The sequence below is a fragment of the Bradyrhizobium diazoefficiens genome (assembly GCF_016616235.1).
In the GTDB taxonomy this organism is placed as follows: domain Bacteria; phylum Pseudomonadota; class Alphaproteobacteria; order Rhizobiales; family Xanthobacteraceae; genus Bradyrhizobium; species Bradyrhizobium diazoefficiens_H.
Window position 1 is genome coordinate 5,768,285 of the sequence record NZ_CP067100.1, and the last position, 22,151, is coordinate 5,790,435.

The window sequence follows — 22,151 nt, forward strand, 5'->3', positions numbered from 1 at the left end:
GTCAGCCCTCCCCGCGTCTCACTGGACCGCTTGCAGCGGTTGAAGACTGCCGGAGGCGCCGAGCACGACCATCGGCGTGTCTTCCTTGTATTCCGGCGCGGCGGCGACCTGCGCCTTGGTCAGCTCCAGCGTGATGCTGTCCTTCTTGTTGGTGATCTTGCCGAAACGAAGCGCATTCCAGTCCACCACGATCTTGCGGCTGCCGACGCCGAGGAAGCCGCCGAAATCGATCACGGCGGCGCGCACGTGGCCGGTGCGGTCGACGATGACGTCGACGATGCGGCCCATGTCCTCGTCGGCGGCGCTGCGCACGTCGCGGCCGAGCACGCCGTGTGCGTCGCTCGCACCGATGATGGTCACCGAGGGCGGCGGCGCGGCGTCCTTCGGCGTTACAGGCACAGTGGTGGCCGGCGGCTGAGCGGTGGCCGGCGCATTCGCTTCGCTCGGGGACGTCGTCGGGGCCGCCGCGGGCTGCTCCTCCGCGGCGCGCGAGACCGCGACCGTCAGGCCCGCGACGACCGCCATGCTCAGGACCAACGCTCCGATCGTACGCATGTACCCTCCTCGCGCGCCTAGTGCGCCAGCACGATCGAGACCTGGATCCGGCCGCGCGTGCGCAAAACCTCCAGCGCGACATCGTGGCCGTGGCGGCTGACGCGCAGATCCACACTGGACTCGCCAAGGCGCAGATCGCGCAGGATCACCTCGTTCAGAAACGCCGGCAGATGCGGATTGCGCAGCCGGATCTCGCCGCGCGCAACATCGAATTCGATGCCGAGCGCCGCCTCCAGCAGCGTGAACGGCGTCGCGCTCGCCCAGGCCTGCGGCGCGCAGGCGACCGGATAGAGCGTCGGGCCGCGCCGCTTCTCGCGGCGGAAGCCGCAGAACAGCTCGGGCAGCCGGCGCAAATCCATATAGGTCGCAGCATCGAACAGACCCTTGAACACATGCGCCACCGAATGCTTGAGGCCGTAGCGCGCGAGCCCAAGCGCGATCAACGCATTGTCGTGCGGCCAGATCGAGCCGTCGTGATAGGACATCGGGTTGTAGCGCACCTCGCCGCGCGCGACGGTGCGGATGCCCCAGCCCGAGAAGAAATGCGGCCGCATCAGATCGGCGGCAACGAGGCGGGCGCGATCCTCGCGGATCATGCCGCTGAACAGCACCTGCCCGGCATTCGAGGTCCGCACCTTGCAGGGCCGCTTGTTGCCGTCGAGCGCGAGCGCATAGGTGCCGAGCTCCTCGCACCAGAACGCCTGCTCGAAGCGCTCGGCCAGCGCCTTGGCTTCGGCCTCGAGCTTGCGCATCCGGTCCGGCTTGCCGAGCCGCAGCGCGCAACGCGCGGCGAGCTGCTTGGCGGCGTAGACATAGCCCTGGACTTCGGCAAGCGCGATATTGCCTTCCGCAAGCTGGCCGTCGGCATGAAAGATCGCGTCGTAGGAATCCTTCCAGCCCTGGTTGGCCAGCCCCTTCTCCGTCGCGCGCTGGTATTCGACGAAACCATCCTGGTCGGGATCGCCGGGACCGTCGATCCAGGCCAGCCCCGCCTCGATCGCGGGCCAGAGCTCGATCAGCGTGGCCTCGTCACCGGTACGCTCGAAATAGCTTCCGGCGAGCAGGATGAACAGTGCGGTGGAATCGACGCTGCCGTAATATTGCGAGAACGGCACCTCGCCCAGCGCCGCCATCTCGCCGCCGCGCATTTCGTGCAGGATCTTTCCGGGCGCGGCGTCGGCGAGCGGATCGACCGCCTTGGCCTGGAAATGCGCAAGGCGCCGCAGCACGCCCTTGGCGATACGCGGGTCGACCCACAGCATCTGGAGCGCGGTGATCAGCCCGTCGCGGCCGAACGTCGTCGAGTACCAGGGAATGCCGGCATAGGGGTAGCGCCCCTGCGGCGTCTCCGTCATCAGCATGTTGAGGTCGGCCATGGCCTGGCACAGCACCTCGTTGAAGATGTTGTTTGAGGTTTCGATGCTGGCAGCGCCCATCGTCGATTGCCGCATCTCGCGGCGATGGGCCAAAAGGCCCCTGAAGAAACGCGCCGGCTTCTCGGCGACCGGCCGGTTGCAGGACACCGCCACGAACAGCGATTTCGATTCATGCGGATCGAGCTCGAGCTGCCAGGTCGCGGCGTTCACCGACAGCCGCGTCGGGCGCGGGTCGAAATGCAATCCCGTCCTGCGCTCGGCCTCGTCGAGGCCGCGATATTCGAACAGCACGTCGGTCGGCCCGAGCAGCTTGCTCGTGCCGGTGCCGCGGCGCGGGCGCCGCTCGCCGCGGACCTCGAACAAATCGGCAAAGTCGTTGTCGAACAACAGCGTCAGCTCGAAGCTGGCGCGCTGCTCGCCATGGTTCTGCACGCCGATGCGCTGGTATGCGGTGCCGCGCCAGAGAAAGATCGTGCGCACGATGTGCAGCAGGTCCTTCTGGAAGACGAGGCGGCCCTGGCGATAGATGTCGGGGTTGGTGAGATCGACGGTCAGCGCCGAATTGTCGTCACGCAGATTCGAGCCGAGCAGCAGCGGCTGGAGATCGTCGAGCACGAGCTCCAGCCGCGCCAGATAGCGCGTGTCGTAGTGAAACAGGCCGTCCGGCCCGCCGGCCGAGGCGCCGATGTCGCCATGGCTGTCGAGCACGATGAAGGTGTCGTCGTGCTTGAGGGACCGCCGCGGACGCGCAGCGGGCCCCGTCATCGGAATGTAGAAGGTCTGCTCCGCGACGGCCTCCACCGTCTGCGATACGGAAATGATCTGGGTGACGGCTTCGGCTGCCATGAGCTGCTCCCCTGCGCCTTGTTTCGGAACGCAACCAACGCAAACGCGACTGTTGGGTTTACGCGGCGAACTTCGCGAGCCGGCTCATCTCCCGCGTCACCAGCTCACGGTACGGACCGTGGCCCTGCATCAGGCGGTCGGGCGCGCCGTCCTCGATGATCTTGCCGTTCCTGAGCACGACCACGCGGTCGAAATTGCGCAGCGTCGCGAGCCGGTGCGCGATTGCGATCACGGTGCGCCCGCGCATCAGGCGCGCCAGCGCCTCGCGGATCGCCTCCTCGGATTCGCTGTCGAGCGCGGCGGTGGCCTCGTCCAGCAGCAGGATCGGCGCGTCCTTGAGGAAGGCGCGCGCGATCGCGATGCGCTGGCGCTGGCCACCAGACATCTTGACACCGCGGTCGCCGACCATGGTGTCGAGACCGTCAGGCAGGCTGTCGATAAAATCGCAGCGCGCTGCGATCGCAGCGCGCAGCACCTCGTCATCGGTCGCGTTCGGGCGGCCATAGCGGATGTTCTCGCGGATGGAGCGGTGGAACAGGGAAATGTCCTGCGGCACCACCGAGATGGCCTCGCGCAGGCTCAGCTGCGTCACCTTGGAGATATCCTGGCCGTCGATGGTAATGCTGCCCTCGTCGACGTCGTAGAAGCGCTGAAGCAGCGTGAACAAAGTCGACTTGCCGCCCCCGGACTGGCCGACCAGGCCGACGCGCTGGCCGGGCTGAAGCCGCAGGCTGAACCGCTCGAAGATCTTCTCGCCGCCGGGATAGCCGAAGGTGACGTTGTTGAACGCGATCGCAGCACCGCTCTTCACCAGCGGCTCCGCCTCGGGGTGATCGCGCAGCTCATGCGGCACGAGCAGCGTCGCGATCGCCTCGGTCAGCCGTGCGACGTGCTGAGTGACATCGACCAGCGCCACTGCGAGATCGCGCGTGGCGTTGAGGATGGACAGACCGAGGGTGCAGACCAGCACGACGTCGCCGGTTGTCGCCTCGCCCTGCTGCCAGAGCGTGATCGCCCACGCCATCAGCGCTATGGTCAGCACGACGGTCACGCCGGCATGGGTGAGCCGCAGCTTCTCCAGATAGCGCAGGCTGCGCCCGCGTGCGGTGAGCTCGCGGTTGACCGTGGCGTCGAACCGCTCATGCTCGTGCCCGATGCCGCAGAAGGCGCGCACCAGCGGCATGTTGCTGATGACGTCGATCATCTCGCCGTCGACCACTGCGGCCTTGTCCGCGAAGTCGTCATGCAGCGGCTTGCCCGCCGCGGCCAGACGGAACATCGCGATCACCATGCCGCCCGCGACCACGATCAGGCCAAGCGCCATATAGGGACTGACGGTTCCGATCAGCAGGATTGCCGCAATTGTGGCAATGCACGGCGGCAGCACATTCCAGACGAACATGTTCTCGACCGTGAACACCGCGTTCGAGGTCGCGGTGATGCGGCTCGTCAGCATACCCGGCATGCGGTCCGAGAAGTAACTCGGCGCGTGCCCGGTGAGATGACGAAAGATGTCGCGGCGCAAATCGCCTGTGACACGGACGAAGGTGAAGCTCGCGGTCCAGCTCGCGATCCGCCACAGGAAATTGTCCGCGGCGATTAGCGTCATGAGCAGAATGAATGCCAGCCATACGCTGCCGCCATGCGACGTTCCCGCCGACAGGCTGTCGACGAGGGATTTGACGCCGTACTGCGTGCCCACTGAACAGGCAACGGCGGCGACGACGGCAGTCAGGATCACGAGATGCGAGGCGAGACGACGCCGGAGATAGCGCAGAACAAAGGCAAATGGCCTGCGCGCGTACCCAGAAAGCTGATCCATGTGGCTATCGACCCCGCGTGATGATTTTCCAGTTTCGTGACTGATCGACTGAACATCGACCTGCTCGCCTCGGTTCCCGGGCAAGCTCATCACGACATGCGGATGCGGACGATCTGCGAAGGCGAGATGGCAGCATCGAGACAGGTGCGAGATGTGTCCAATAAGTAACGTTTGTTGAGAGGAACTTCGCAATTGCGGGAACGTTCCCTTGGCTGGCATTGCCGGTGCCGCAGGCGCTGGGGGTTTTCAACGTTCATGATCGCAGAGGAGAAGGTGAGATGCGCATCGCGCAGGTAGCTCCGTTGACGGAGGCTGTTCCACCCAAGCTGTATGGCGGCACCGAGCGGGTGGTGCACTGGTTGACGGAAGAGCTGGTTGCCCTTGGACACGACGTCACATTGTTTGCCAGCGGCGACTCCCAGACGTCGGCGAAGCTCGATGCATTATGGCCGCGGGCGCTGCGCCTCGACGGTTCCGTGCGCGATCCCAACGCGCTGCACATGGTGCTGCTGGAGCGCGTGCGGCAGAAATGTGACGACGAGGAGTTCGACTTCCTCCACTTCCATCTCGATTACTATCCGTGGTCGCTGTTCTACCGGCAGCCGACACCGTTCCTGACCACACTGCACGGCCGGCTCGACCTGCCGGAGCACCAGCCGGTGTTCGACACCTTCTCCAAGATGCCGGTGATCTCGATCTCGAACGCGCAGCGGCGGCCCGTGCCGCAGGCGAACTGGGTTGCGACGATCCACCATGGCCTGCCGGAGAATCTGCTGACGCCTAAGCCGGCTCGCCAAGAATATCTCGCCGTGCTCGGCCGCATCGCGCCCGAGAAGGGCGTCGACCGCGCCATCAAGATCGCGACCCATTGCGGCATCCCGCTGAAGATCGCGGCCAAGGTCGATCGCGCCGACCAGGACTATTATGACGAGCTGATCCGGCCGATGATCGTGAACAATCCGCTGGTGGATTTCATCGGCGAGATCAGTGATCACGAAAAATCGGACTTCCTCAGCGGCGCGCTCGGCCTGCTGCTGCCGATCGACTGGCCGGAGCCGTTCGGCCTCGTCATGATCGAAGCCATGGCCTGCGGCACGCCGGTCGTCGCCTTCAACCGCGGCTCGGTGCCGGAGATCATCGACGAGGGCCTCACCGGCTTCGTGGTCGAGGACGTCCTCAGCGCCGCCGGCGTCGTCAACCGCCTGCCGCAGCTCGACCGCAGCGCGATCCGCAAGCAGTTCGAGACGCGCTTCACCGCGCGGCGGATGGCGCTGGACTATCTCGCGGCCTATCGCGCACTGACCGAGGCCCAGGCGCCGCGGATCAAGCTGGTGAGCAGCGCGGAATAGAGCTGCTGGGCGAGGCCAGCAGAAGTGCCCTCTCCCCTTTTTGTGGGAGAGGGTGCATCGTCCATGCGGCGCTAGAGCGTTTTTCGAGCGAAGTGGACACCGGTTCGCGTCAAGAACACGCGTCAAAACAAGAATCTAGAGCCCCGTTCCGATTCCATCGGAACGGGGATGGCGCTAGAGCATCCCCAGCACCCGCGGCAGCCACAGCGTCAAATCGGGCCAATACGTCACGATGACCAGGAAGCCGAGCATGGTGATCAGCCATGGCATCACCGCGACCGCGAGGTCAGTGATGCGCATGCGCGCTATCATCGATGCGACGTAGAGGTTCAAGCCGACAGGCGGATGGCAGAGGCCGACCTCCATGTTGACGTCCATGACGATGCCGAAATGGACGAGGTCGATGCCGAGCTTCTTGGCCGCCGGCGCCAGGATCGGCGCCATGATCAGGATGATCGAGTTCGGCTCCATGAAGTTGCCGGCGAGCAGGAGCAGCACGTTGACGACCGCCAGGAAACCGATCCAGCCGAGATTCTGCGCCGCGATCCAGTCCGCGAGCGTCGCCGGCAGGTTCTCGTTGGAGAGCACGAAGGAGAACAGCACCGCATTGGTGACGATGTAGAGCAGCATCGCGCTGGTGTTGGCGGCGCGCAGCAGCACGCGCGGCACGTCCTGCATGCCGATGGCCTTGTAGACGAACACCGCGATGAAGAACGAGTAGACCGCCGCCATCGCGGCGGCCTCGGTCGCGGTGAACAGGCCACTGTAGATGCCGCCGATGATGATGACGACGAGCAACAGGCCCCAGACGCTCTCACGGAACGCGTGGACGGTCTCGCCCCAGCTCGCCTTCTGCAGCCGCGGATAGTCGCGGCTCCGCGCCAGCCACCAGGTGACGATGCAGAGCATCGTCGTCAGCAGGATGCCGGGGAGCAGGCCCGCGACGAACAGCGCGCCGATCGAGGTGTTGGTGGAGACCGCGTAAACGATCTTCGGGATCGACGGCAGCATCAGGATGCCGAGCGAGCCGGCAACCGTGATGATGCCGGCGCCGAAGCGCATCGGATAGCCGTGCCGGACCATCTCGGGCAGCACGATGGCGCCGATCGCGGCGACGGTGGCGACGCTCGAGCCGCAGACCAGCGCGAACATGGCGCAGGCGACGATGCCGGCGAGCCCAAGGCCGCCATGCCAGTGGCCGATCAGCGAGGTCGCGAAGTTGATCATGCGGCGCGCGACGCCGCCATGTGTCAGGAAGTTGCCGGCGAGGATGAAGAACGGGATCGCCATGATCTCGAAGCCCTCGATGCCCGTGAACAGCTTCATCGAGACCGCTTCGATCGGCACCGTGGTGAGCGTGAACAGGAACGTCATCACGGTGAGGCCGAGCGCGATGGAGACCGGGATGCCGGTCAGCATCAGCGCGATCAGCAGCGCGAACACGGTCGCGGCGCGCATCCAGTGCGGCAGCAGGATGAAGCCGGTCTTCTCGCCGAGGCAGAGCGCGAAGATCAGGACCGGCGCCATGATCAGGATGACGCCGAGCGGCGAGACTTTACGCGCGGCAGCGCGGGTTGCGGCGCCGGCGGGCTGCGGATGCAGCGCCGGCGAGATGTCGGTCTCGACACCCTCGACATGGGTCTCGTCGTGATGCGGCAGCTCGCCCGTCCAGAAATAGAGCCAGGCGACCTGGAGGAAGCGGAAGCACATCAGGCCGGAGCCGAGCGGGATCGCCAGGTAGACGAACCACATCGGCGCTTCCAGGTCGTTGGACTGCTGCCCGGTCTTGAACATCTCGCCGACAAAGGAGGCGCCGAAGGTGGCGATCATGCCGGTGAACAGCGCACCGCACAGCAGCGCGAACAGGATCACCTGCTTGCGCGAATATTCGGGCAGGCGGTTGACGAGGAGATCGACGCCGACATGGATGCCGGTGCGCACGCCATAGGCCGCGCCGAACTTCGCCATCCAGATGAACATGTAGATGCAGAGCTCCTGCGCCCAGGACAGGTCGAGCTCGGACAGGAAGGTGAACACCGCCATCGACAGCGACGCCAGCCAGGTCATCCCGTGCGCGGCCGCCCATCGCGACAGATTGATCGATTCCCCGGCGCCGTAGCGGTGCACCACCGCGATGAAGATCAGGCCCGTTGCAGCCGCAATGAGCGCCGCGATCAACCATTCTTCGAGATGGTTGAGCGCCTGGTTGAGCACGCGAAGCAAATCAGAGTCCCCCTATCGATGCGAAACGGTCGGGAGCCCTCACTCCCGACCGTTCGTATTGCTTTTCCGGAAAACGCGTCAGTTCATCTTGACGTCGAGTTCCTTGGCGACGAGATCGAGCACCTCCTGCCCGACGCGGCCCTTCGCCCATTTGTAAGTGGGCTGCATGGCTTCCTGCCACGCCTTGCGATCGGCGTCGCTCAGATAATGCAGCGTGGTCTTGCCCGTCTTCTTGATCTCGGCCAGCGCGTCCTCGTTCTCCTGGTGCGCGATCTGGTTGGTGTAGTCGGTCGCATCCGCCATGGCCTTTTCGAGCTGGGTACGGATGTCCGGCGGCAGGCCGGACCAGAACTTCGAGTTGACGATGACGGCATATTGCAGATGCGCGTGATAGGACACGGTGATGTCCTTCTGCACCTCGTAGAACTTCTGCGTCAGGTAGTTGGAGGCGGTGTTCTCGCAGCCGTCGACCACGCCGGTCTGCAGCGCCTGGTAGACCTCCGAGAACGCCATGATCTGCGGGATCGAGCCCATCAGACGAAAATACTGATCGGCGATCTTCGATCCGGAAATGCGGAATTTCAGGCCCTTGAAATCCTCCGGCTTCATCAGCGGACGATTCGACGACACCATATGGAAGCCGTTGTCCCAATAAGCGAGCCCGGTGATGCCCTTGGCCTCCAGCTTCTGGAACAGCCATTTGCCGAGCGTGCCCTTCATCGCGTTGGAATAGGTCTGCTCGTCCTTGAACAGCCAGGGCAGGTCAAGCGCCTCGAATTCCTTGATTCCGAGCGGCGCGAATTTCGCGGTCGAGGGCGCCAGCATCTGCACCGAGCCGAGCTGGAGCGCCTCGATCTCCTCCTTGTCCTTGTACAGTGAGGAGTTCGGATAGACTTCGATCTTGACCTTGCCGTCGGTGTACTTCTCGGCAAGTTCCTTGAACTTCAGCGCGCCCTTCCCCTTCGGCGTGTCGTTGGCGACGACGTGGCTGAATTTGATGACGATCGGGCTCTGGGCCTGGGCAACAGCCGGAGCCAAAGCAAGCGCGGCCGCCGCGACCGCAAGAAGCAGTTTGCGCATAAAGTCCTCCCCAACAACCTTGGAAACCGGGTTCTTTTTGGTTTTACGGTTTCAGTAGTGGCAGCAATCCGTACCCGGAACAACTAGACCTAAGCCCAATTTGCCGCGGCGAAGCTATGCCGCAGGGAAGCTATCTTGACAACGGTCTTAAGCGCAACCCGGCGCCCGCTCCCCTTGCGGGTGCGAGCGCTTATGTCGCATCGCCGAAGCGCCATTATCCCTTGCGCTGGGCCACCATAAACAGGCGCCGAAACGGAAACAGCGTCTGCCCCGCTTCATTCTTCGGATAGGCCTTTGCGACCCGCTCGCCATAGGCCGCTTCAAAAGCGACCGCCTCATTGCCTTCCAACACATCGAGATAGCGCGTCAGCCAGGTCCCCTTGGTCCACTCTTTCACCGGGTTCTCGCCCTCGAGCACCTGGAGATATTCGGTCTCCCAGATATCGATGGTCTCTGATAGCGGTACCAGCAAGTCATGATAGAAGGCCGGGCCTTCGACCGGCGGTGGCGTGACGAGATGCTCGACCTTGGAGCGCCAGGGCCCGTTGAGCGCGGTCTCGCCAATCAAGACGTGCGACGGCGCCAGGAAGTTGCGCGGCATCTGCACCGCAAGGATGCCGCCAGGGGCAACCTTCTCCATGAGTGACGGAAAGAGGGCCGCATGATTAGGCAGCCAGTGCAGTGCGGCATTGGAATAGACGACATCATATTGCTTGGCGGGACGCCAATGGCCGAGGTCCTCATGTGACCATTCCACGTCAGGCGCCGCCTTGCGGCCCGCGGCAACCATCTCGGCCGAGCCCTCGACTGCGGTCACGGCCGCCCCCGGCCAGCGCTCCCTGATCAGTTTTGTCACGTTACCGGCGCCAGCACCGAGATCGGCGACCGTGCGCGGGCCGAGATCCGGAATTCGCATCAACAGGTCGACCGCGGGCCGGAGCCGGTGGCCGGAGAATTTCAGATATTGCTGCGGATCCCAGACCATCGTCAGTCGCCTTTTCTTTTTCGTATTTCCTTCGCGGTGGCTCTTGGTTACCACTGCTCGTCCCGGTCGGGCAAATCGCCGCACCTTGGGACAGGCAGGAAACGAACGGCTGACGAACAGCCAGCGAACAAGAAGCAAGCAAGAGAGCGTGTGACCATGGACCTCGGCCTCAAATCGAAAACCGCAGTCGTGACAGGAGCGAGCATCGGCATCGGCCGCGCCATCGCAAAGGGCCTGGCCGCCGAAGGCGTGCGCGTCGTCGGCGTGGCGCGGCGGACCGAGCTGCTCGCCGAGCTGGTGAAGGAAGTTGGCGGCGGCCTGATCACCCCGTTCGAGCAGGACGTGATGGCCAAGGACGCGGCGGAGAAGATCGCGGCGTTCGCCTTGAACGAGCTCGGGCATGTCGACATCCTCATCAACAATGCCGGCGGCAGCCGCCCGCTGCCGGTCGATGCGCCTGACAGCAAATGGGACGAGGCGATCGCGCTCAACTTCACCAGCTACCGCCGCATCGCGCATGCGCTCTTGCCACAGATGATCGAACGCAAATGGGGCCGCATCGTCAACATCACCGGCAAGTCCGAGCCGGAAGGCCTCAACGCCGCGTTCGCCGCCAAGGCCGCCGTGCACGCCTGGGCCAAGGGCCTGTCGCGCGAGATCGGCGAGCACGGCATCACCATCAACTGCATCCCGCCCGGCCGCATCATGAGCGAGCAGATCCGCCGCAACTATCCGCCGGATTATCGCGAGCGCTTTGCCGAGGAAGAGATTCCGGTCGGCTATTGGGGCGAGCCGGAGGACCTCGCGGCACTCGCGGTGTTTTTGGCCTCGCCGGTGGCGCGCTACATCACGGGGACGGTGATCCCGGTGGATGGAGGCTTGCGGAGGTATCAGTTTTAGCGCGCACTAAAGCATGATCCGGAGAAGTGCGAAGGGGTTTTCCGAAAAGATCATGCTCTCCGCTATCGGCGGCGCGGCCGCGATATGGCCGATCGCCGCCCGCGCGATGGCCCTGACCGCCGCAGCGGAGTTGCTGAATTGTCGCCGACGTGATTGCTCACCGCTTCTCCGATCCGATGGGTTGTTCGGGCGAGCCTGGTCCCGAGCCCGTCGTCCCGATCGGCTGACCATTCGCCGCGTGACCAACGCCAACGCCGGGTGCTCCGACGGCACCAGCACCCGCACCGCTGTCAGGGGCAGCGGTGTTCGACCCCTGTGTCGCCGCGCGTTGCTCGGCGGAGACGGTGCCGGCCGTCGACGATTGCGTCGTCGTCCTTGCAGGAGATTGCGGCGGCTGCGTCGAGGTCGACGTCTGGCCGTTGCTTTGGTTGCCGTTCGAAGCTGCGGGTGCCGTGCCCTGCCCGATCGGATTCTGGAACGGAGCATTGCTCGGGTTGGTCGCAGCCGCTGTGTTGCCGTTCGTTCCAGCGGGCGTTCCTGCGCTGGACGTTCCGGCCGCCCCTGAACTTCCGCTCGAGCTCGATGCAGCGGACCCGCTGCCTGAAGCGCCACCTGCGCCGCCCCCCGCTCCGCCGCCACCTCCCTGGGCAAGCGCGGCAGAGGTCAGCGCAAAACAAGCGAATGCGACAATGAAAGGTTTGCACGTCATGGATCGTCTCCTGGTTTCTGGGACAATCCACTTTGGAATGGGAAGGTTCCGAAACGGCGCGCAGCGCCGCGCCGGCCCCTCGGGCGCTTACATCCGCTGGCAAAGTATCCCTTCAGCCGGCGACGCTGCTCTTTGCGGCGCGGCAGTGTTTTTCGCACAGCGCATCGAGCCTGACCCGATCCGGTACGCTTCGAAGATCGTCATTCTGATGGAGCAGCTGCTCCAGCTCGAAGGTTTCGTCCGGGGAAAGTCCGGGAAGGATGATCATGCCTTTGGCATTCGTGGTGAACTCGAAATAGCGCGTGCTCATCTCGAAAATCCGAAAAATAGCTTGGGATCAAATATCGGCGATCCTAGCGAGCGAACGACAATCCGCCAAGAGGCGACAAGGGGGGAGAAGCGGCGATCATGCGACGGAAGGTGAAATGGTCGGACAGGCCTTCAAAATCGTTCATGGTGATCCCAGGCTCTTGTCAAGGCAACATCCAGTCGAGGAAACGCCAGCTGAGCCAGGCGATCGCGGCGATCCAGGCCATCATCGCGCTGCCTATCGCGCCAAAGAACGCAACCGCGACCAGAACGTCGCTGGTTCGCCGGCGATGAACGCTGACAGGCGCTTGCTGCGTGACGGTTCTATCGAGCATGTTCGTCCCTGATGGATGACAGGAATAGCGAGCTCGATGCGGATCGACAAACGGACGACGATATTAACCTCACCAGTCAACCTTAAGACGGCACCGCGGCCGCTTGCGCAATACCGCCGAGGTCGCGTCGGGCGCAGGACTATCGCATGTGACCGCGGGAGGGTGCCAGATGAGCCGGGCCTGCATGGTTCGAGACACTCGCATTGGCGGGCTCCTCACCATGAGAGCCTGGTATCTCGCCGCAGAGCGCGACCTCGTCCTGAGGGCCTGCCGCAGGCAGGCGTCTCGAAGGATGGACCACAGTCTGGCGCAAAGCCGCTTAGTGCTAGTCCGGCAGCCCTGCGCGCCGCAGCCCGTCGGCAAAGCGCTCGACGTCTTCCGGTCTCCGATGTTCTCGCGTCCGGAGCAGCAGCGCTCTCGTCCGATTCAAATCAAGGCGGCGTGCAGTGCCTCTCCACAGATCATCGCGACCACGATCGACAGCAGCAGGCCTGCGCCAGAGAAGATGACGAGCAGCTTGAGAGTTTCGACATCGACCTTCGTTCGCGTCGCACGGAATATCGCTTGTGCCAGTGCAGCCATCATCGCCAGCTCCGAAGTAGGCCGCGCGAAGGCGAGGCCTGACTTCATCTAACGTCTCGCGGTGCGGTTGCGTGTGATGCAGATTACAGAGGATCAACCAAATTCCGCCGGACATCCCGGTCGATATCGTCTCTGACGCGCAGACGCCTGCACGGCCTTCGGCAGGACCTTTAGGGGCGGAGCGTTACGGAGGCAGAGCCGCACGGGGCTCGTCCATCGCCCTCGTTGGACCACTGAACGCCACCGTTGCCAGCATCGCATCCTGCCAGTGTTTTGCCCGACGCGTCAACGTGATGGCGGTCACGCAAGGTGTCGCGGCGCGACTCGAAAATCCCTTGTCGATCAAGGGCCTTTCTACTGTGCATGGGGTTGTTTCGACTTTTTGTTTTGAGCCTCAAAAAAAAGCGCAGCCGCAGCTCACTCCGCCTGCAGGATCTCCGCGATCGCCGCCCCCGCCGCGATCGTGCCGAGCCTGCCGCCGACATCGCGCGTCGCCCTGCCTTCGCCGATCGCTTTCGCCACCGCTCCCTCGATCGCACGCGCCGCCTCCTCATAACGGACCGCGCCGCTCCTCTCGCCGTGCCAGGCGAGCAGCAGCGCCGCCGACAGGATCAGCGAGACCGGATTGGCGACGTCCTGCCCCGCGATATCAGGCGCCGAGCCGTGCGCGGCCTGCGCCATGGCGTAGCGGTCGCCGACATTGAGCGAGCCGCCAAGGCCGAGGCTGCCTGACAGCTCTGCGGTGAGATCGGACAGGATGTCGCCGAACATGTTGGTGGCGACGATGACGTCGAAGCGATCGGGGTTGCGCACGACATGCGCCATCATCGCGTCGACGAGAATGTCGTCGACCGAGAGGCCGGGATAGGTCTTCGCCGCCGCGCGGCAGATGTCGAGGAACATGCCGTCGCCGATCTTGAGCACATTGGCCTTGTGCACGATGGTGAGATGCTTGCGCCGTTTCATCGCCAGCCGGCAGGCGGCGTGCGCGATGCGCTCGCAACATGCCCGCGTGATCCGTCGCAGCGAGATCACGACGTCAGGCGTGACCAGCATCTCGCCATTGCCCGCTTCCATGTTGCGGTCGGCGTAAAACCCCTCGGTGTTCTCGCGCACCACGACGATGTCGAAATCCCCACACCGGCCGCGCCGCCCCTCATAGGTTCGCGCGGGCCTGACATTGGCGTAGAGGTCGAGGCTCTTGCGAAAATGCCTGGACGGATTGATCTCGCCGCGCGCCTCGTCCTTGAAGTCGAAGGTCGCGGTCGGGCCGAGGATCAGGCCGTCGGCGGCGCGCACGATATCGAGCAGCTCGGGACGCACGGTCGTGCCTGATAGCTTCAGGCTCGCATGGCCGACCGCGTGCTCCTCCAGCCGCAGATCGAGCTGGAAGCGCTCGGAGGCCGCGCGCAGCACACCCGATGTCGCGGTCGTGATCTCCGGTCCGATGCCGTCACCGGGCAGAACGACGATGTGCATGGGCGGCCCCCTGAAATTGCGGTCGTGACGCGATCATACGCCGGCGCGCGGCCGCATCGCCTCACCTTCGCGCATACACAGCATGCATGCATACACCTGTGGCAGCGGCCTTTGCCGTAGTACATGCCAAAGTCCCCATGGCCACGCCGCCGGAGCAGCGCGCGAACGCAATGACAATCACGTTACCTGCCGCCGCGCGCGAGCCAGATCATTCCATTGCCGACGGCTTGCCGGTCACGCAGCGGCGCTGGGCGATCGCTGCGATCTTCACCGCGCTGGCGATGGCCTCGCTCGACACCGCGATCGCGAACATCGCGCTGCCCGCCATTGCGGCCGATCTGCACGTTACGCCGGAGCAGTCGGTCTGGGTGGTCAACGTCTACCAGATCGCGCTGGTCGCAACCCTGCTGCCGCTCGGGGCGCTCGGCGAGATCGTCGGTCACCAGCGCATCTATCTCGGCGGCCTGATCCTGTTCACGCTCGCCTCGCTGTTCTGCGCGGTGGCGTGGTCGCTCGACAGTCTCCTGGTCGCGCGCACGCTACAAGGTTTGGGAGCCAGCGGCATCATGAGCGTCAACACGGCGCTGGTGCGCTTCGTCTATCCCGGCCGGATGCAGGGCCGCGGCTTCGGTCACAACGCGCTGGTGGTCGCGACCGCCTTCACGTTCGGACCGTCGATCGCCTCCGCCATACTCGCGGTCGGCCCGTGGCCGTGGCTGTTCGCCGTCAACATCCCGTTCGGCCTGGTTGCGACCGGCATCGGCTTTGCGATGCTGCCGAAGACGCCGCGCGCCGACCACGGCTTCGACTTTCTCGGCGCCCTCCTCGCCGCCGCCTGCCTCGGTCTTTTCATCACGGGCATCGGCAGCGCCGCGCACAATCTATCGCCGGTTGTCGTGGGCGTGGAGCTGATCGCGGCTATCGCGCTCGGGTTCATCCTGACCCGCCGCCACGCCGACCATCCCGCGCCGATGCTGCCGATCGACCTGTTCAGCCGGCCGATGTTCGCACTGTCGGCGGCGACGGCCGTCTGCTCCTTCGCCGTGCAGGGCCTCGCCTTCGTCTCGCTGCCGTTCTATTTCGAGGACGTGCTCGGCCGCTCGCAGGTCGAGACCGGCTTTTTCATGACGCCGTGGCCGCTGGTGGTCGGCATCATGGCGCCGATCGCAGGACGTCTCTCCGACCGCCATCCGGTCGGTCTGTTGGGCGGCGTCGGGCTCGTGATGCTGGGCATCGGCATGGCGCTGCTCGCGCTGTTGCCGGCGAGCCCAAGCATCCCCGACATCGTCTGGCGGATCATGATCTGCGGCATGGGGTTCGGCTTCTTCCAGGCGCCGAACATGAAGGCGTTGATGGGAAGCGCCCCACCCCACCGCAGCGGCAGCGCCTCGGGCATCGTCGCCACCGCGCGCCTGACGGGCCAGACGACAGGCGCCGCGCTCGCCGCGGCTTGCTTCGTCATGGCCGGACACAACGGCGCGACGGTTGCGCTGGCGCTCGGTGCCGGCTTTGCCGCGCTCGGCAGTGTGATGAGCTTCCTGCGGCTAGCAGTGAAGTAAGCCGCTTAAGCCAAGTGCCGCGCCGCCGCGACCTCGACGGCCGGCGCCGGGATGGCCTGTTCGTCGTCGAGCGCGGCGAGGCGCGCGTCGATCGCCTCGATCACCTTGCGCGAGAACGGCCCGAGATGCGCATAGGCCGCGATCATCTGCACCGCGATCCGCGCCGACGAGGTGTCACGCTTGGCGCAGTTCATGAAGGTCTGCCACAGCGGCCCGCGCGCCTCGGGGAGCGCGGTGACCACCTTGTGCACGGTCTCCATCGCGCCGATTTTTGCGCGGATGTCGCCTTCCGCGAGCTCGTGGCGCTGGCGCGAGCGGTCGAGCAGCGTCATCAGGCGGTCAATGCGTCCCGCATAGGCCGCCGGACTGTAGATCCGCTCCAGCACCCGCTTGTAGTCCATCAGGATGTCGCGGAGCGGGCGCACCGGATCGAAGTTGATCCCGGCCGTGCACTGATCAGCGCCGATGGTCGGCGCCACATCGTGGCCGGGGTGGAGGCGGCCTTCGCGCTCCAGGCGGCGCGTCAGCTGCGTGTTCGGCAGGGCATAGAGCAGCCCGACCATGCTGACGGGGATCGCCGCCTCCTCGATGAAGTCGATCATGGCCTCGGCCATCGAGACCTTCTCGTTGTCGAACCCGACGATGAAGCCGGCGGTCACCAGAATGCCGGCAGCGTAGATCTTGTGGATGCTCTCGGCGATGTTGCGCCGCGTGTTCTGCTTCTTCCGCATCGCGACCAGCGTCGCCGGATCCGGGCTTTCGATGCCAACGAAGATGCCGAAGAAATTGGCCGCGCCCATCAGCTCCAAGAGCTCCGGATCGTCGGCGAGATTGACCGAGGCTTCGGTGGAGAACTCGAATGGATAGCCGTGGGCGCGCTGCCATTCGGCGAGCTGTGGCAGGAACAGCCGCAGCGACTTCTTGTTGCCGATGAAATTGTCGTCGACGAAGTCGAGATGGCCACGATAGCCCATCCCGTAGAGCGTATCGAGCTCGAGCAGGATCTGCTCGTTCGTCTTGGTCCGCGGCACGCGCCCGTAAAGCTCGATGATGTCGCAAAACTCGCAGGTGAACGGGCATCCGCGGGAATACTGCACGCCGAGATAGAGATAGTCCTCGAACTTGAGCAGGTCGAAACGCGGCACCGGCGTTTTGGTGACGTCGGCCTGGAATTTCGGCGCCGTGAAGACGCCGGAGCGTGCGCCGCTGTCCCAGGCCGCGATGAATTCCTCGATCACGCTCTCGGCCTCGCCGAGCACCCGGAAGTCGGCTCGCTCATAGATATGGGGGCTTGAGGTGGGATCGGGTCCCCCGACGACCACCGGCTTGCCTGCTGCGCGGCAGAGCTCGATCAGGCGCAGCGTGTCAGCCTGCTGCGGCAGCATTCCGCCGGTGAAGACGACGTCGGCCCAGGCGAGATCGTCGTCGCTGAGCGGCGCCGTGTTGCAATCGATCAGCCGAACCGTCCAGTTCTCGGGCAGCATGGCCGCAACGGTGATCAGGCCCAAAGGGGCGGCAGGGCGCTTGACGCCCAACACTTTGCAGGATTCGCCAAAGCTCCAGAAGGACTCTGCCGAGAACAGCGGGTAGAGCATCAGCACGTTGCAGGGACTCAGCACGTTCATGGAACTCCTTTTGACCTCGGGTGCAGTGTAGCAAAGCTTCGTCGTCTTGCATCCCAGCAATTGGGACAAACTGTCGCCCGCCGGGACCGTCGCGCGAAGCCGCATGGCGGCGCCCAGGGAGTGGCGCGCCCGTTGACCGCAACGTCCGGACCGGTCGCAACACCGCCCGATCCAAAAACTTGCCTCGATCGCTACAATCTTCGCCGCCTACCCTCAGACTGTTGATTTGAACAGTTCCAATTTGCCGGACAGATTGCGCCCCTGAGTCCAATCGGTGGATTGGGCCAATCAGGGGACTTGCGATGGCAAACCTAACAATCAACGGAAAGAGCTTCACGCTCGATGTCGAGCCCGATACGCCGCTGCTCTGGGCGATCCGCGAGAATGCCGGGCTGACCGGCACCAAATACGGCTGCGGCATTGCACAATGCGGCGCCTGCACGGTTCACATGGACGGCATCGCCATCCGCTCCTGCGGGATTTCGGTCGCCGAGGCCGAGGGCAAGAAGATCACCACGATCGAGGGGCTCGCCTCCGGCGCCACGCTGCACAAGGTGCAGGAAGCCTGGATCGCCCAGGACGTTCCGCAATGCGGCTATTGCCAGAGCGGCATGATCATGGCGGTGGCGGCGCTTCTGAACGAGAAGCCGAAGCCGACCGACGCCGACATCGACGAGGCCATCACCAATATCTGCCGCTGCGGCACCTTCCAGCAGGTGCGCGAGGCGATCCACACGATCGCAAGCGCGTAAGGAGCCGGCACATGAACAAGCACGTCTCTCCCAGCATGAACCGCCGCGCCTTCGTCATCGGCACCGCCGCGGTCGGCGCCGGCCTTGCAATCGGCCTTGACATTCCCTTCGGCGGCCCCGCCGTGGTGCGCGCGGCCGACGGCTCGCCCGAGATCAACGCCTGGGTCGTGGTCAGGCCCGACGATACCGTCGTGATCCGCATCGCCCGCTCCGAGATGGGCCAGGGTTCGCTGACCGGCCTCGCCCAGCTCGTCGCCGAGGAGCTCGAATGCGACTGGACCAAGGTCACGACCGAATATCCGACCCCCGGCCAGAGCGTCGCCCGCAAGCGCGTCTGGGGCGATTTCTCGACCGGCGGCAGCCGCGGCATCCGCTCCTCGCAGGACTATGTCCGCAAGGGCGGCGCGACCGCGCGCGTGATGCTGATCGAGGCCGCCGCCAATGAGTGGAAAGTGCCGGCCTCCGAATGCACCGTCGCCAATGGCGTCATCACCCATGCGCCGTCGGGTAAGACCACGACTTACGGCAAGGTCGCCGAAGCTGCGGCGAAGCTGACGCCGCCGACCGAGGTCAAGCTGAAGGATCCGAAGGACTGGAAGGTTATCGGCAAGGGCGTGAAGCGGCTCGACACCGCCGACAAGACCACCGGCGCGATGGTCTATGGCATCGACCTCAAGCTGCCGGGCATGCTGAACGCCGCGATCAAGGACTGCGCGGTGTTCGGCGGCAAGCTGAAGAGCTATGACGACGCCAAGATCGCCGACATGAAAGGCGTCAAGAAGGTCGTCAAAGTCGGCGATAGCGCCGTGGCGGTCGTGGCTGATACCTGGTGGCACGCCAGGAGCGCGCTGGACGCACTGCCGATCGTCTGGGACGAGGGCGACAATGCCAAGGTCTCCAGCGAGTCGATTGCGAAGTGGCTGGCCGAGGGCCTTGACGATTCGCAGCCCGCCTATGTCGGCAACAAGAACGGCGATGCCAAGGCAGCGATCGCCGGCGCGGCGAAGAAGATCGAAGCCGTCTACAGCTATCCCTACCAGAACCACGCCACCATGGAGCCGATGAACGCGACAGCGCTCTACACGGCGGACAAATGCGAGGTCTGGTGCGGCACGCAGAACGGCGAAGCCGCGTTCGCAGCCGTGCTGGAGGCCTCCGGCCTGCCGGCGGAGAAGTGCGACGTGCACAAGGTGATGCTCGGCGGCGGCTTTGGCCGCCGCGGCCAGACCGACTATGTCCGCCAAGCCGTCATGATCGCCAAGCAGATGCCGGGCACGCCAATCAAGCTGCTGTGGTCGCGCGAAGAGGACATGGCGCACGGGCGGTATCACCCGATCACCCAGTGCAAGATGACCGGCGCGTTCGACGCAAACAACAACTTGATCGCGCTACACTACCGCCTGTCCGGCCAGTCGATCCTGTTCTCGCTGCGCCCCGAAGCGCTGCAGAACGGCATGGACCCCGCCGCATTCCAGGGCGTCGCCCAATCCGGCGAGGCCGCGTTCGGCTACTCCGTGCCGAACCTGTTGATCGAGCATGCGATGCGCAATCCGCACGTTCCGCCGGGCTTCTGGCGCGGCGTCAACGTCAATCACAATGCGATCTACATGGAATGCTTCATGGACGAGCTGGCCCAGGCCGCAGGCGAGGACCCGCTCGAATTCCGCCGCAAGCTGATGGGCAATCACCCCAAGCATCTGGCGGTCCTCAATGCGGTCGCCGAGAAGATCGGCTGGACCACGCCGGCGCCGCAGGGCGTCTATCGCGGCATTGCGCAAGTCATGGGCTATGGCAGCTACGTCGCAGGCGCCGCCGAGATCTCGGTGACCGACGGCAACAAGATCAAGCTGCATCGTATCGTCGCCTCCACCGATCCCGGCTACATCGTCAATCCGGCGCAGGTCGAGCGGCAGATCGCAGGCTCCTTCGTCTATGGCCTCTCCGCGCTGTTCTACGGCGGCTGCACCGTCAAGGACGGCAAGATCGAGCAAACCAACTTCGATACCTACAATTCGATGCGCATCAACGAGATGCCGAAGGTGGAATCGGTGATGGTGCCGAGCGGCGGATTCTGGGGCGGTGTCGGCGAGCCGACCATCGGCGTCGCGGCGCCGGCGGTGCTTAATGCGTACTTCGCGGCAACAGGCAAGCGGATCCGCTCGTTCCCGCTGCGCGACCAGAACATCACCTTTGCTTAAAAGCAACATGCTGCGGCTGCTACGATGGCCGCCGCAGCATTTTTCCGGACAAGAATCATGAATGCGCCGGTGACGCGGCGGAATGCCGTCCTCGGCATCACTGCCGCGGCCACATCGTTCGCCGTCCCTTCGATCCTGCGCGCGCAATCGGCGGGCCGCATCGTCGTGGTCGGCGGCGGTTTCGGCGGCGCGGCCTGCGCCCGCGCGCTGAAGCGCGCGCAGGGCAACTTGCAAGTCATCCTGATCGAGCCCAATGCGGTCTTCACCTCCTGCCCCCTCAGCAACGAGGTGATCGCGGGCCTGCGCGATATCGAGGCGCAGCAGTTCGGCTACGACGCGCTCACCGCCGACGGCCTCACTGTGATCGGCCATGCCGTAACCACGATCGAGCCGCAACAGCGCCGGGTCATGACAGCCGATGGCGTTGCGCTGCCCTACGACCGCCTCGTGCTCTCCCCCGGCATCGATTTCCATTTCGAAGCCCTGCCCGGCTATGATGATTCCGCATCGGAAAAGATGCCGCACGCCTGGAAGGCCGGCGCGCAGACGCTGCTGCTTCGCCGGCAATTGGAGGCGATGGAAGACGGCGGCACCGTCGCCATCGCAATTCCGGCCAATCCCTCGCGCTGCCCACCGGCGCCTTACGAGCGTGCCAGCCTGATCGCGCACTACCTGAAGACGAAGAAGCCGCGCTCGAAGATCCTGGTCCTCGACGCCAAGGACAATTTTTCGCAGCAGCGGCTGTTCGAGATGGCATGGAAGGAACTATACGGCGACATGATCGAGCGTATCGCGCTGTCGCAAGGCGGCCGCGTCACCTCGGTCGATCCCGCGACGAGAACTATCATCACCGAGTTCGGCAACTACACGCCCGATGTCGCCAATGTCATCCCACCACAGCGCGCCGGGCGCATTGCCGAGATCGCGGGCGCGGCGGATGCGACCGGCTGGTGCCCGATCGATCCTGTCACCTTCGAGTCAAAACTCGCCAAGAACATCCATGTCATCGGCGACGCCTGCCTCGGCGGCGGCATCCCCAAATCGGCCTCCGCCGCGAGCGCGCAGGGCAGGGCCTGCGCCAGCGCGATCGTCGCCCTGCTCGCAGACCGCGCGCCGGAACCGCTGCGGCTGACGGGTGTCTGCTACAATACCGTCGCACCCGGTTACGGTTTTTCGCTCGCCGGCAACTATGAGCCAAGGGGCGACATCTTCGCCGAGGTCGAGGGCAGCGCAACCAGTCCGGTCGATGCTCCGCGCGAGCTGCGTGCCCGCGAGGCAGCAGAGGCGGAGCGCTGGTTTCAAACCATCACGGCGGGCACCTTTGGCTAGAGCAATGATGGAGCGAGCCTCTCGCCACGACCGAGGTGCGCCCCCTCCCCCGCCTGCGGGGGAGGGTTGGGGAGAGGGTGTCTCCGCTCACAAGAATCCCCAAGAGGAAAGAACCCTCACCCGCCGCTACGCGGCGAC

The 22,151-nt window shown here is 64.8% G+C and carries 17 protein-coding genes and 1 pseudogene; 6 read left to right on the forward strand and 12 right to left on the reverse strand.

Going from position 1 to position 22,151, the window contains the following annotated elements; genetic code table 11:
* Positions 1-18: 18 nt before the first annotated feature.
* Genes JJB99_RS27405 through JJB99_RS27415 form a run of 3 tightly spaced genes read right to left on the reverse strand, consistent with a single transcriptional unit; the run spans position 19 to position 4,599 of the window.
* Positions 19-555, reverse strand: coding sequence for a PRC-barrel domain-containing protein (locus JJB99_RS27405; protein WP_200495377.1), 537 nt, complete (start codon positions 553-555; stop codon positions 19-21).
* A 17-nt stretch (positions 556-572) separates the two neighbouring features.
* A complete protein-coding gene (locus JJB99_RS27410; RefSeq protein ID WP_200495378.1) occupies positions 573-2,777 on the reverse strand; it encodes an amylo-alpha-1,6-glucosidase in 2,205 nt (734 codons plus the stop codon).
* Between the two features lie 58 nt (positions 2,778-2,835).
* Complete coding sequence (locus tag JJB99_RS27415) at positions 2,836-4,599, reverse strand: ABC transporter ATP-binding protein (RefSeq protein WP_200495379.1); 1,764 nt, start codon at positions 4,597-4,599, stop codon at positions 2,836-2,838.
* A 278-nt stretch (positions 4,600-4,877) separates the two neighbouring features.
* On the opposite strand from JJB99_RS27415, the gene JJB99_RS27420 reads away from it, so the two are divergent.
* Entirely contained in the window at positions 4,878-5,948 is a 1,071-nt protein-coding gene (locus JJB99_RS27420; protein WP_200495380.1) for a glycosyltransferase family 4 protein, read from the forward strand.
* Between the two features lie 174 nt (positions 5,949-6,122).
* Here the strand turns inward: JJB99_RS27420 and JJB99_RS36805 are convergent, their stop codons facing one another.
* The 4 genes and pseudogenes from JJB99_RS36805 to JJB99_RS27435 all read right to left on the reverse strand — a co-directional run bounded on the left by JJB99_RS36805 (position 6,123) and on the right by JJB99_RS27435 (position 10,236).
* Positions 6,123-7,406, reverse strand: coding sequence for a TRAP transporter large permease (locus tag JJB99_RS36805; protein ID WP_349629028.1), 1,284 nt, complete (start codon positions 7,404-7,406; stop codon positions 6,123-6,125).
* A gap of 282 nt (positions 7,407-7,688) precedes the next feature.
* Positions 7,689-8,015, reverse strand: a pseudogene (locus JJB99_RS36810) (TRAP transporter small permease); the annotation flags it as partial.
* Positions 8,016-8,249: 234 nt separating this feature from the next.
* Positions 8,250-9,251 carry a DctP family TRAP transporter solute-binding subunit gene (locus JJB99_RS27430; protein WP_200495382.1) on the reverse strand — a complete coding sequence of 334 codons (1,002 nt, stop codon included), beginning with the start codon at positions 9,249-9,251 and terminating at the stop codon, positions 8,250-8,252.
* 214 nt (positions 9,252-9,465) lie between these two features.
* Positions 9,466-10,236, reverse strand: coding sequence for a methyltransferase domain-containing protein (locus JJB99_RS27435; protein WP_200495383.1), 771 nt, complete (start codon positions 10,234-10,236; stop codon positions 9,466-9,468).
* 156 nt (positions 10,237-10,392) lie between these two features.
* On the opposite strand from JJB99_RS27435, the gene JJB99_RS27440 reads away from it, so the two are divergent.
* Positions 10,393-11,136, forward strand: a complete 744-nt coding sequence (locus tag JJB99_RS27440; RefSeq protein ID WP_200500321.1) for an SDR family NAD(P)-dependent oxidoreductase — start codon at positions 10,393-10,395, stop codon at positions 11,134-11,136.
* Between the two features lie 821 nt (positions 11,137-11,957).
* On the opposite strand, the gene JJB99_RS27445 is transcribed toward JJB99_RS27440, so the two are convergent.
* The 4 genes from JJB99_RS27445 to JJB99_RS27460 all read right to left on the reverse strand — a co-directional run bounded on the left by JJB99_RS27445 (position 11,958) and on the right by JJB99_RS27460 (position 14,550).
* The gene (locus tag JJB99_RS27445) at positions 11,958-12,155 is read right to left on the reverse strand and encodes a hypothetical protein (protein WP_200495384.1); all 198 of its coding nucleotides are present in this window, start codon (positions 12,153-12,155) and stop codon (positions 11,958-11,960) included.
* Between the two features lie 163 nt (positions 12,156-12,318).
* Positions 12,319-12,489, reverse strand: a complete 171-nt coding sequence (locus JJB99_RS27450) for a hypothetical protein (RefSeq protein WP_200495385.1) — start codon at positions 12,487-12,489, stop codon at positions 12,319-12,321.
* 426 nt (positions 12,490-12,915) lie between these two features.
* On the reverse strand, positions 12,916-13,074 hold the full coding sequence (locus JJB99_RS27455) for a hypothetical protein (RefSeq protein ID WP_200495386.1): 159 nt from the start codon (positions 13,072-13,074) through the stop codon (positions 12,916-12,918).
* A 414-nt stretch (positions 13,075-13,488) separates the two neighbouring features.
* On the reverse strand, positions 13,489-14,550 hold the full coding sequence (locus JJB99_RS27460) for an isocitrate/isopropylmalate dehydrogenase family protein (protein WP_200495387.1): 1,062 nt from the start codon (positions 14,548-14,550) through the stop codon (positions 13,489-13,491).
* A gap of 170 nt (positions 14,551-14,720) precedes the next feature.
* Between JJB99_RS27460 and JJB99_RS27465 the strand changes: the two genes are divergently transcribed.
* Positions 14,721-16,109 (forward strand): MFS transporter, encoded by a 1,389-nt coding sequence (locus JJB99_RS27465; RefSeq protein ID WP_200495388.1) that lies wholly within the window; start codon positions 14,721-14,723, stop codon positions 16,107-16,109.
* 5 nt (positions 16,110-16,114) lie between these two features.
* Here the strand turns inward: JJB99_RS27465 and JJB99_RS27470 are convergent, their stop codons facing one another.
* Positions 16,115-17,734 carry a B12-binding domain-containing radical SAM protein gene (locus JJB99_RS27470; protein WP_200495389.1) on the reverse strand — a complete coding sequence of 540 codons (1,620 nt, stop codon included), beginning with the start codon at positions 17,732-17,734 and terminating at the stop codon, positions 16,115-16,117.
* A gap of 302 nt (positions 17,735-18,036) precedes the next feature.
* On the opposite strand from JJB99_RS27470, the gene JJB99_RS27475 reads away from it, so the two are divergent.
* Genes JJB99_RS27475 through JJB99_RS27485 form a run of 3 tightly spaced genes read left to right on the forward strand, consistent with a single transcriptional unit; the run spans position 18,037 to position 22,013 of the window.
* Positions 18,037-18,486 (forward strand): (2Fe-2S)-binding protein, encoded by a 450-nt coding sequence (locus JJB99_RS27475; RefSeq protein WP_200495390.1) that lies wholly within the window; start codon positions 18,037-18,039, stop codon positions 18,484-18,486.
* Between the two features lie 11 nt (positions 18,487-18,497).
* The gene (locus JJB99_RS27480; RefSeq protein WP_200495391.1) at positions 18,498-20,684 is read left to right on the forward strand and encodes a xanthine dehydrogenase family protein molybdopterin-binding subunit; all 2,187 of its coding nucleotides are present in this window, start codon (positions 18,498-18,500) and stop codon (positions 20,682-20,684) included.
* Between the two features lie 57 nt (positions 20,685-20,741).
* The gene (locus JJB99_RS27485) at positions 20,742-22,013 is read left to right on the forward strand and encodes an FCSD flavin-binding domain-containing protein (protein WP_200495392.1); all 1,272 of its coding nucleotides are present in this window, start codon (positions 20,742-20,744) and stop codon (positions 22,011-22,013) included.
* The last annotated feature ends 138 nt before the right edge of the window (positions 22,014-22,151 follow it).

Excerpts from the sequence above, each read along its gene's own strand:
- JJB99_RS27480 (WP_200495391.1), top strand. The coding sequence starts at position 18,498 with ATGAACAAGCACGTCTCTCCCAGCATGAACCGCCGCGCCTTCGTCATC.
- JJB99_RS27415 (WP_200495379.1), bottom strand. The coding sequence starts at position 4,599 with ATGGATCAGCTTTCTGGGTACGCGCGCAGGCCATTTGCCTTTGTTCTG.
- JJB99_RS27420 (WP_200495380.1), top strand. The coding sequence starts at position 4,878 with ATGCGCATCGCGCAGGTAGCTCCGTTGACGGAGGCTGTTCCACCCAAG.
- JJB99_RS27430 (WP_200495382.1), bottom strand. The coding sequence starts at position 9,251 with ATGCGCAAACTGCTTCTTGCGGTCGCGGCGGCCGCGCTTGCTTTGGCT.
- JJB99_RS27465 (WP_200495388.1), top strand. The coding sequence starts at position 14,721 with ATGACAATCACGTTACCTGCCGCCGCGCGCGAGCCAGATCATTCCATT.
- JJB99_RS27450 (WP_200495385.1), bottom strand. The coding sequence starts at position 12,489 with ATGCTCGATAGAACCGTCACGCAGCAAGCGCCTGTCAGCGTTCATCGC.
- JJB99_RS27440 (WP_200500321.1), top strand. The coding sequence starts at position 10,393 with ATGGACCTCGGCCTCAAATCGAAAACCGCAGTCGTGACAGGAGCGAGC.
- JJB99_RS27485 (WP_200495392.1), top strand. The coding sequence starts at position 20,742 with ATGAATGCGCCGGTGACGCGGCGGAATGCCGTCCTCGGCATCACTGCC.
- JJB99_RS27470 (WP_200495389.1), bottom strand. The coding sequence starts at position 17,734 with ATGAACGTGCTGAGTCCCTGCAACGTGCTGATGCTCTACCCGCTGTTC.
- JJB99_RS36805 (WP_349629028.1), bottom strand. The coding sequence starts at position 7,406 with ATGCGCGCCGCGACCGTGTTCGCGCTGCTGATCGCGCTGATGCTGACC.
- JJB99_RS27445 (WP_200495384.1), bottom strand. The coding sequence starts at position 12,155 with ATGAGCACGCGCTATTTCGAGTTCACCACGAATGCCAAAGGCATGATC.
- JJB99_RS27435 (WP_200495383.1), bottom strand. The coding sequence starts at position 10,236 with ATGGTCTGGGATCCGCAGCAATATCTGAAATTCTCCGGCCACCGGCTC.
- JJB99_RS27410 (WP_200495378.1), bottom strand. The coding sequence starts at position 2,777 with ATGGCAGCCGAAGCCGTCACCCAGATCATTTCCGTATCGCAGACGGTG.
- JJB99_RS27460 (WP_200495387.1), bottom strand. The coding sequence starts at position 14,550 with ATGCACATCGTCGTTCTGCCCGGTGACGGCATCGGACCGGAGATCACG.
- JJB99_RS27455 (WP_200495386.1), bottom strand. The coding sequence starts at position 13,074 with ATGATGGCTGCACTGGCACAAGCGATATTCCGTGCGACGCGAACGAAG.
- JJB99_RS27475 (WP_200495390.1), top strand. The coding sequence starts at position 18,037 with ATGGCAAACCTAACAATCAACGGAAAGAGCTTCACGCTCGATGTCGAG.
- JJB99_RS27405 (WP_200495377.1), bottom strand. The coding sequence starts at position 555 with ATGCGTACGATCGGAGCGTTGGTCCTGAGCATGGCGGTCGTCGCGGGC.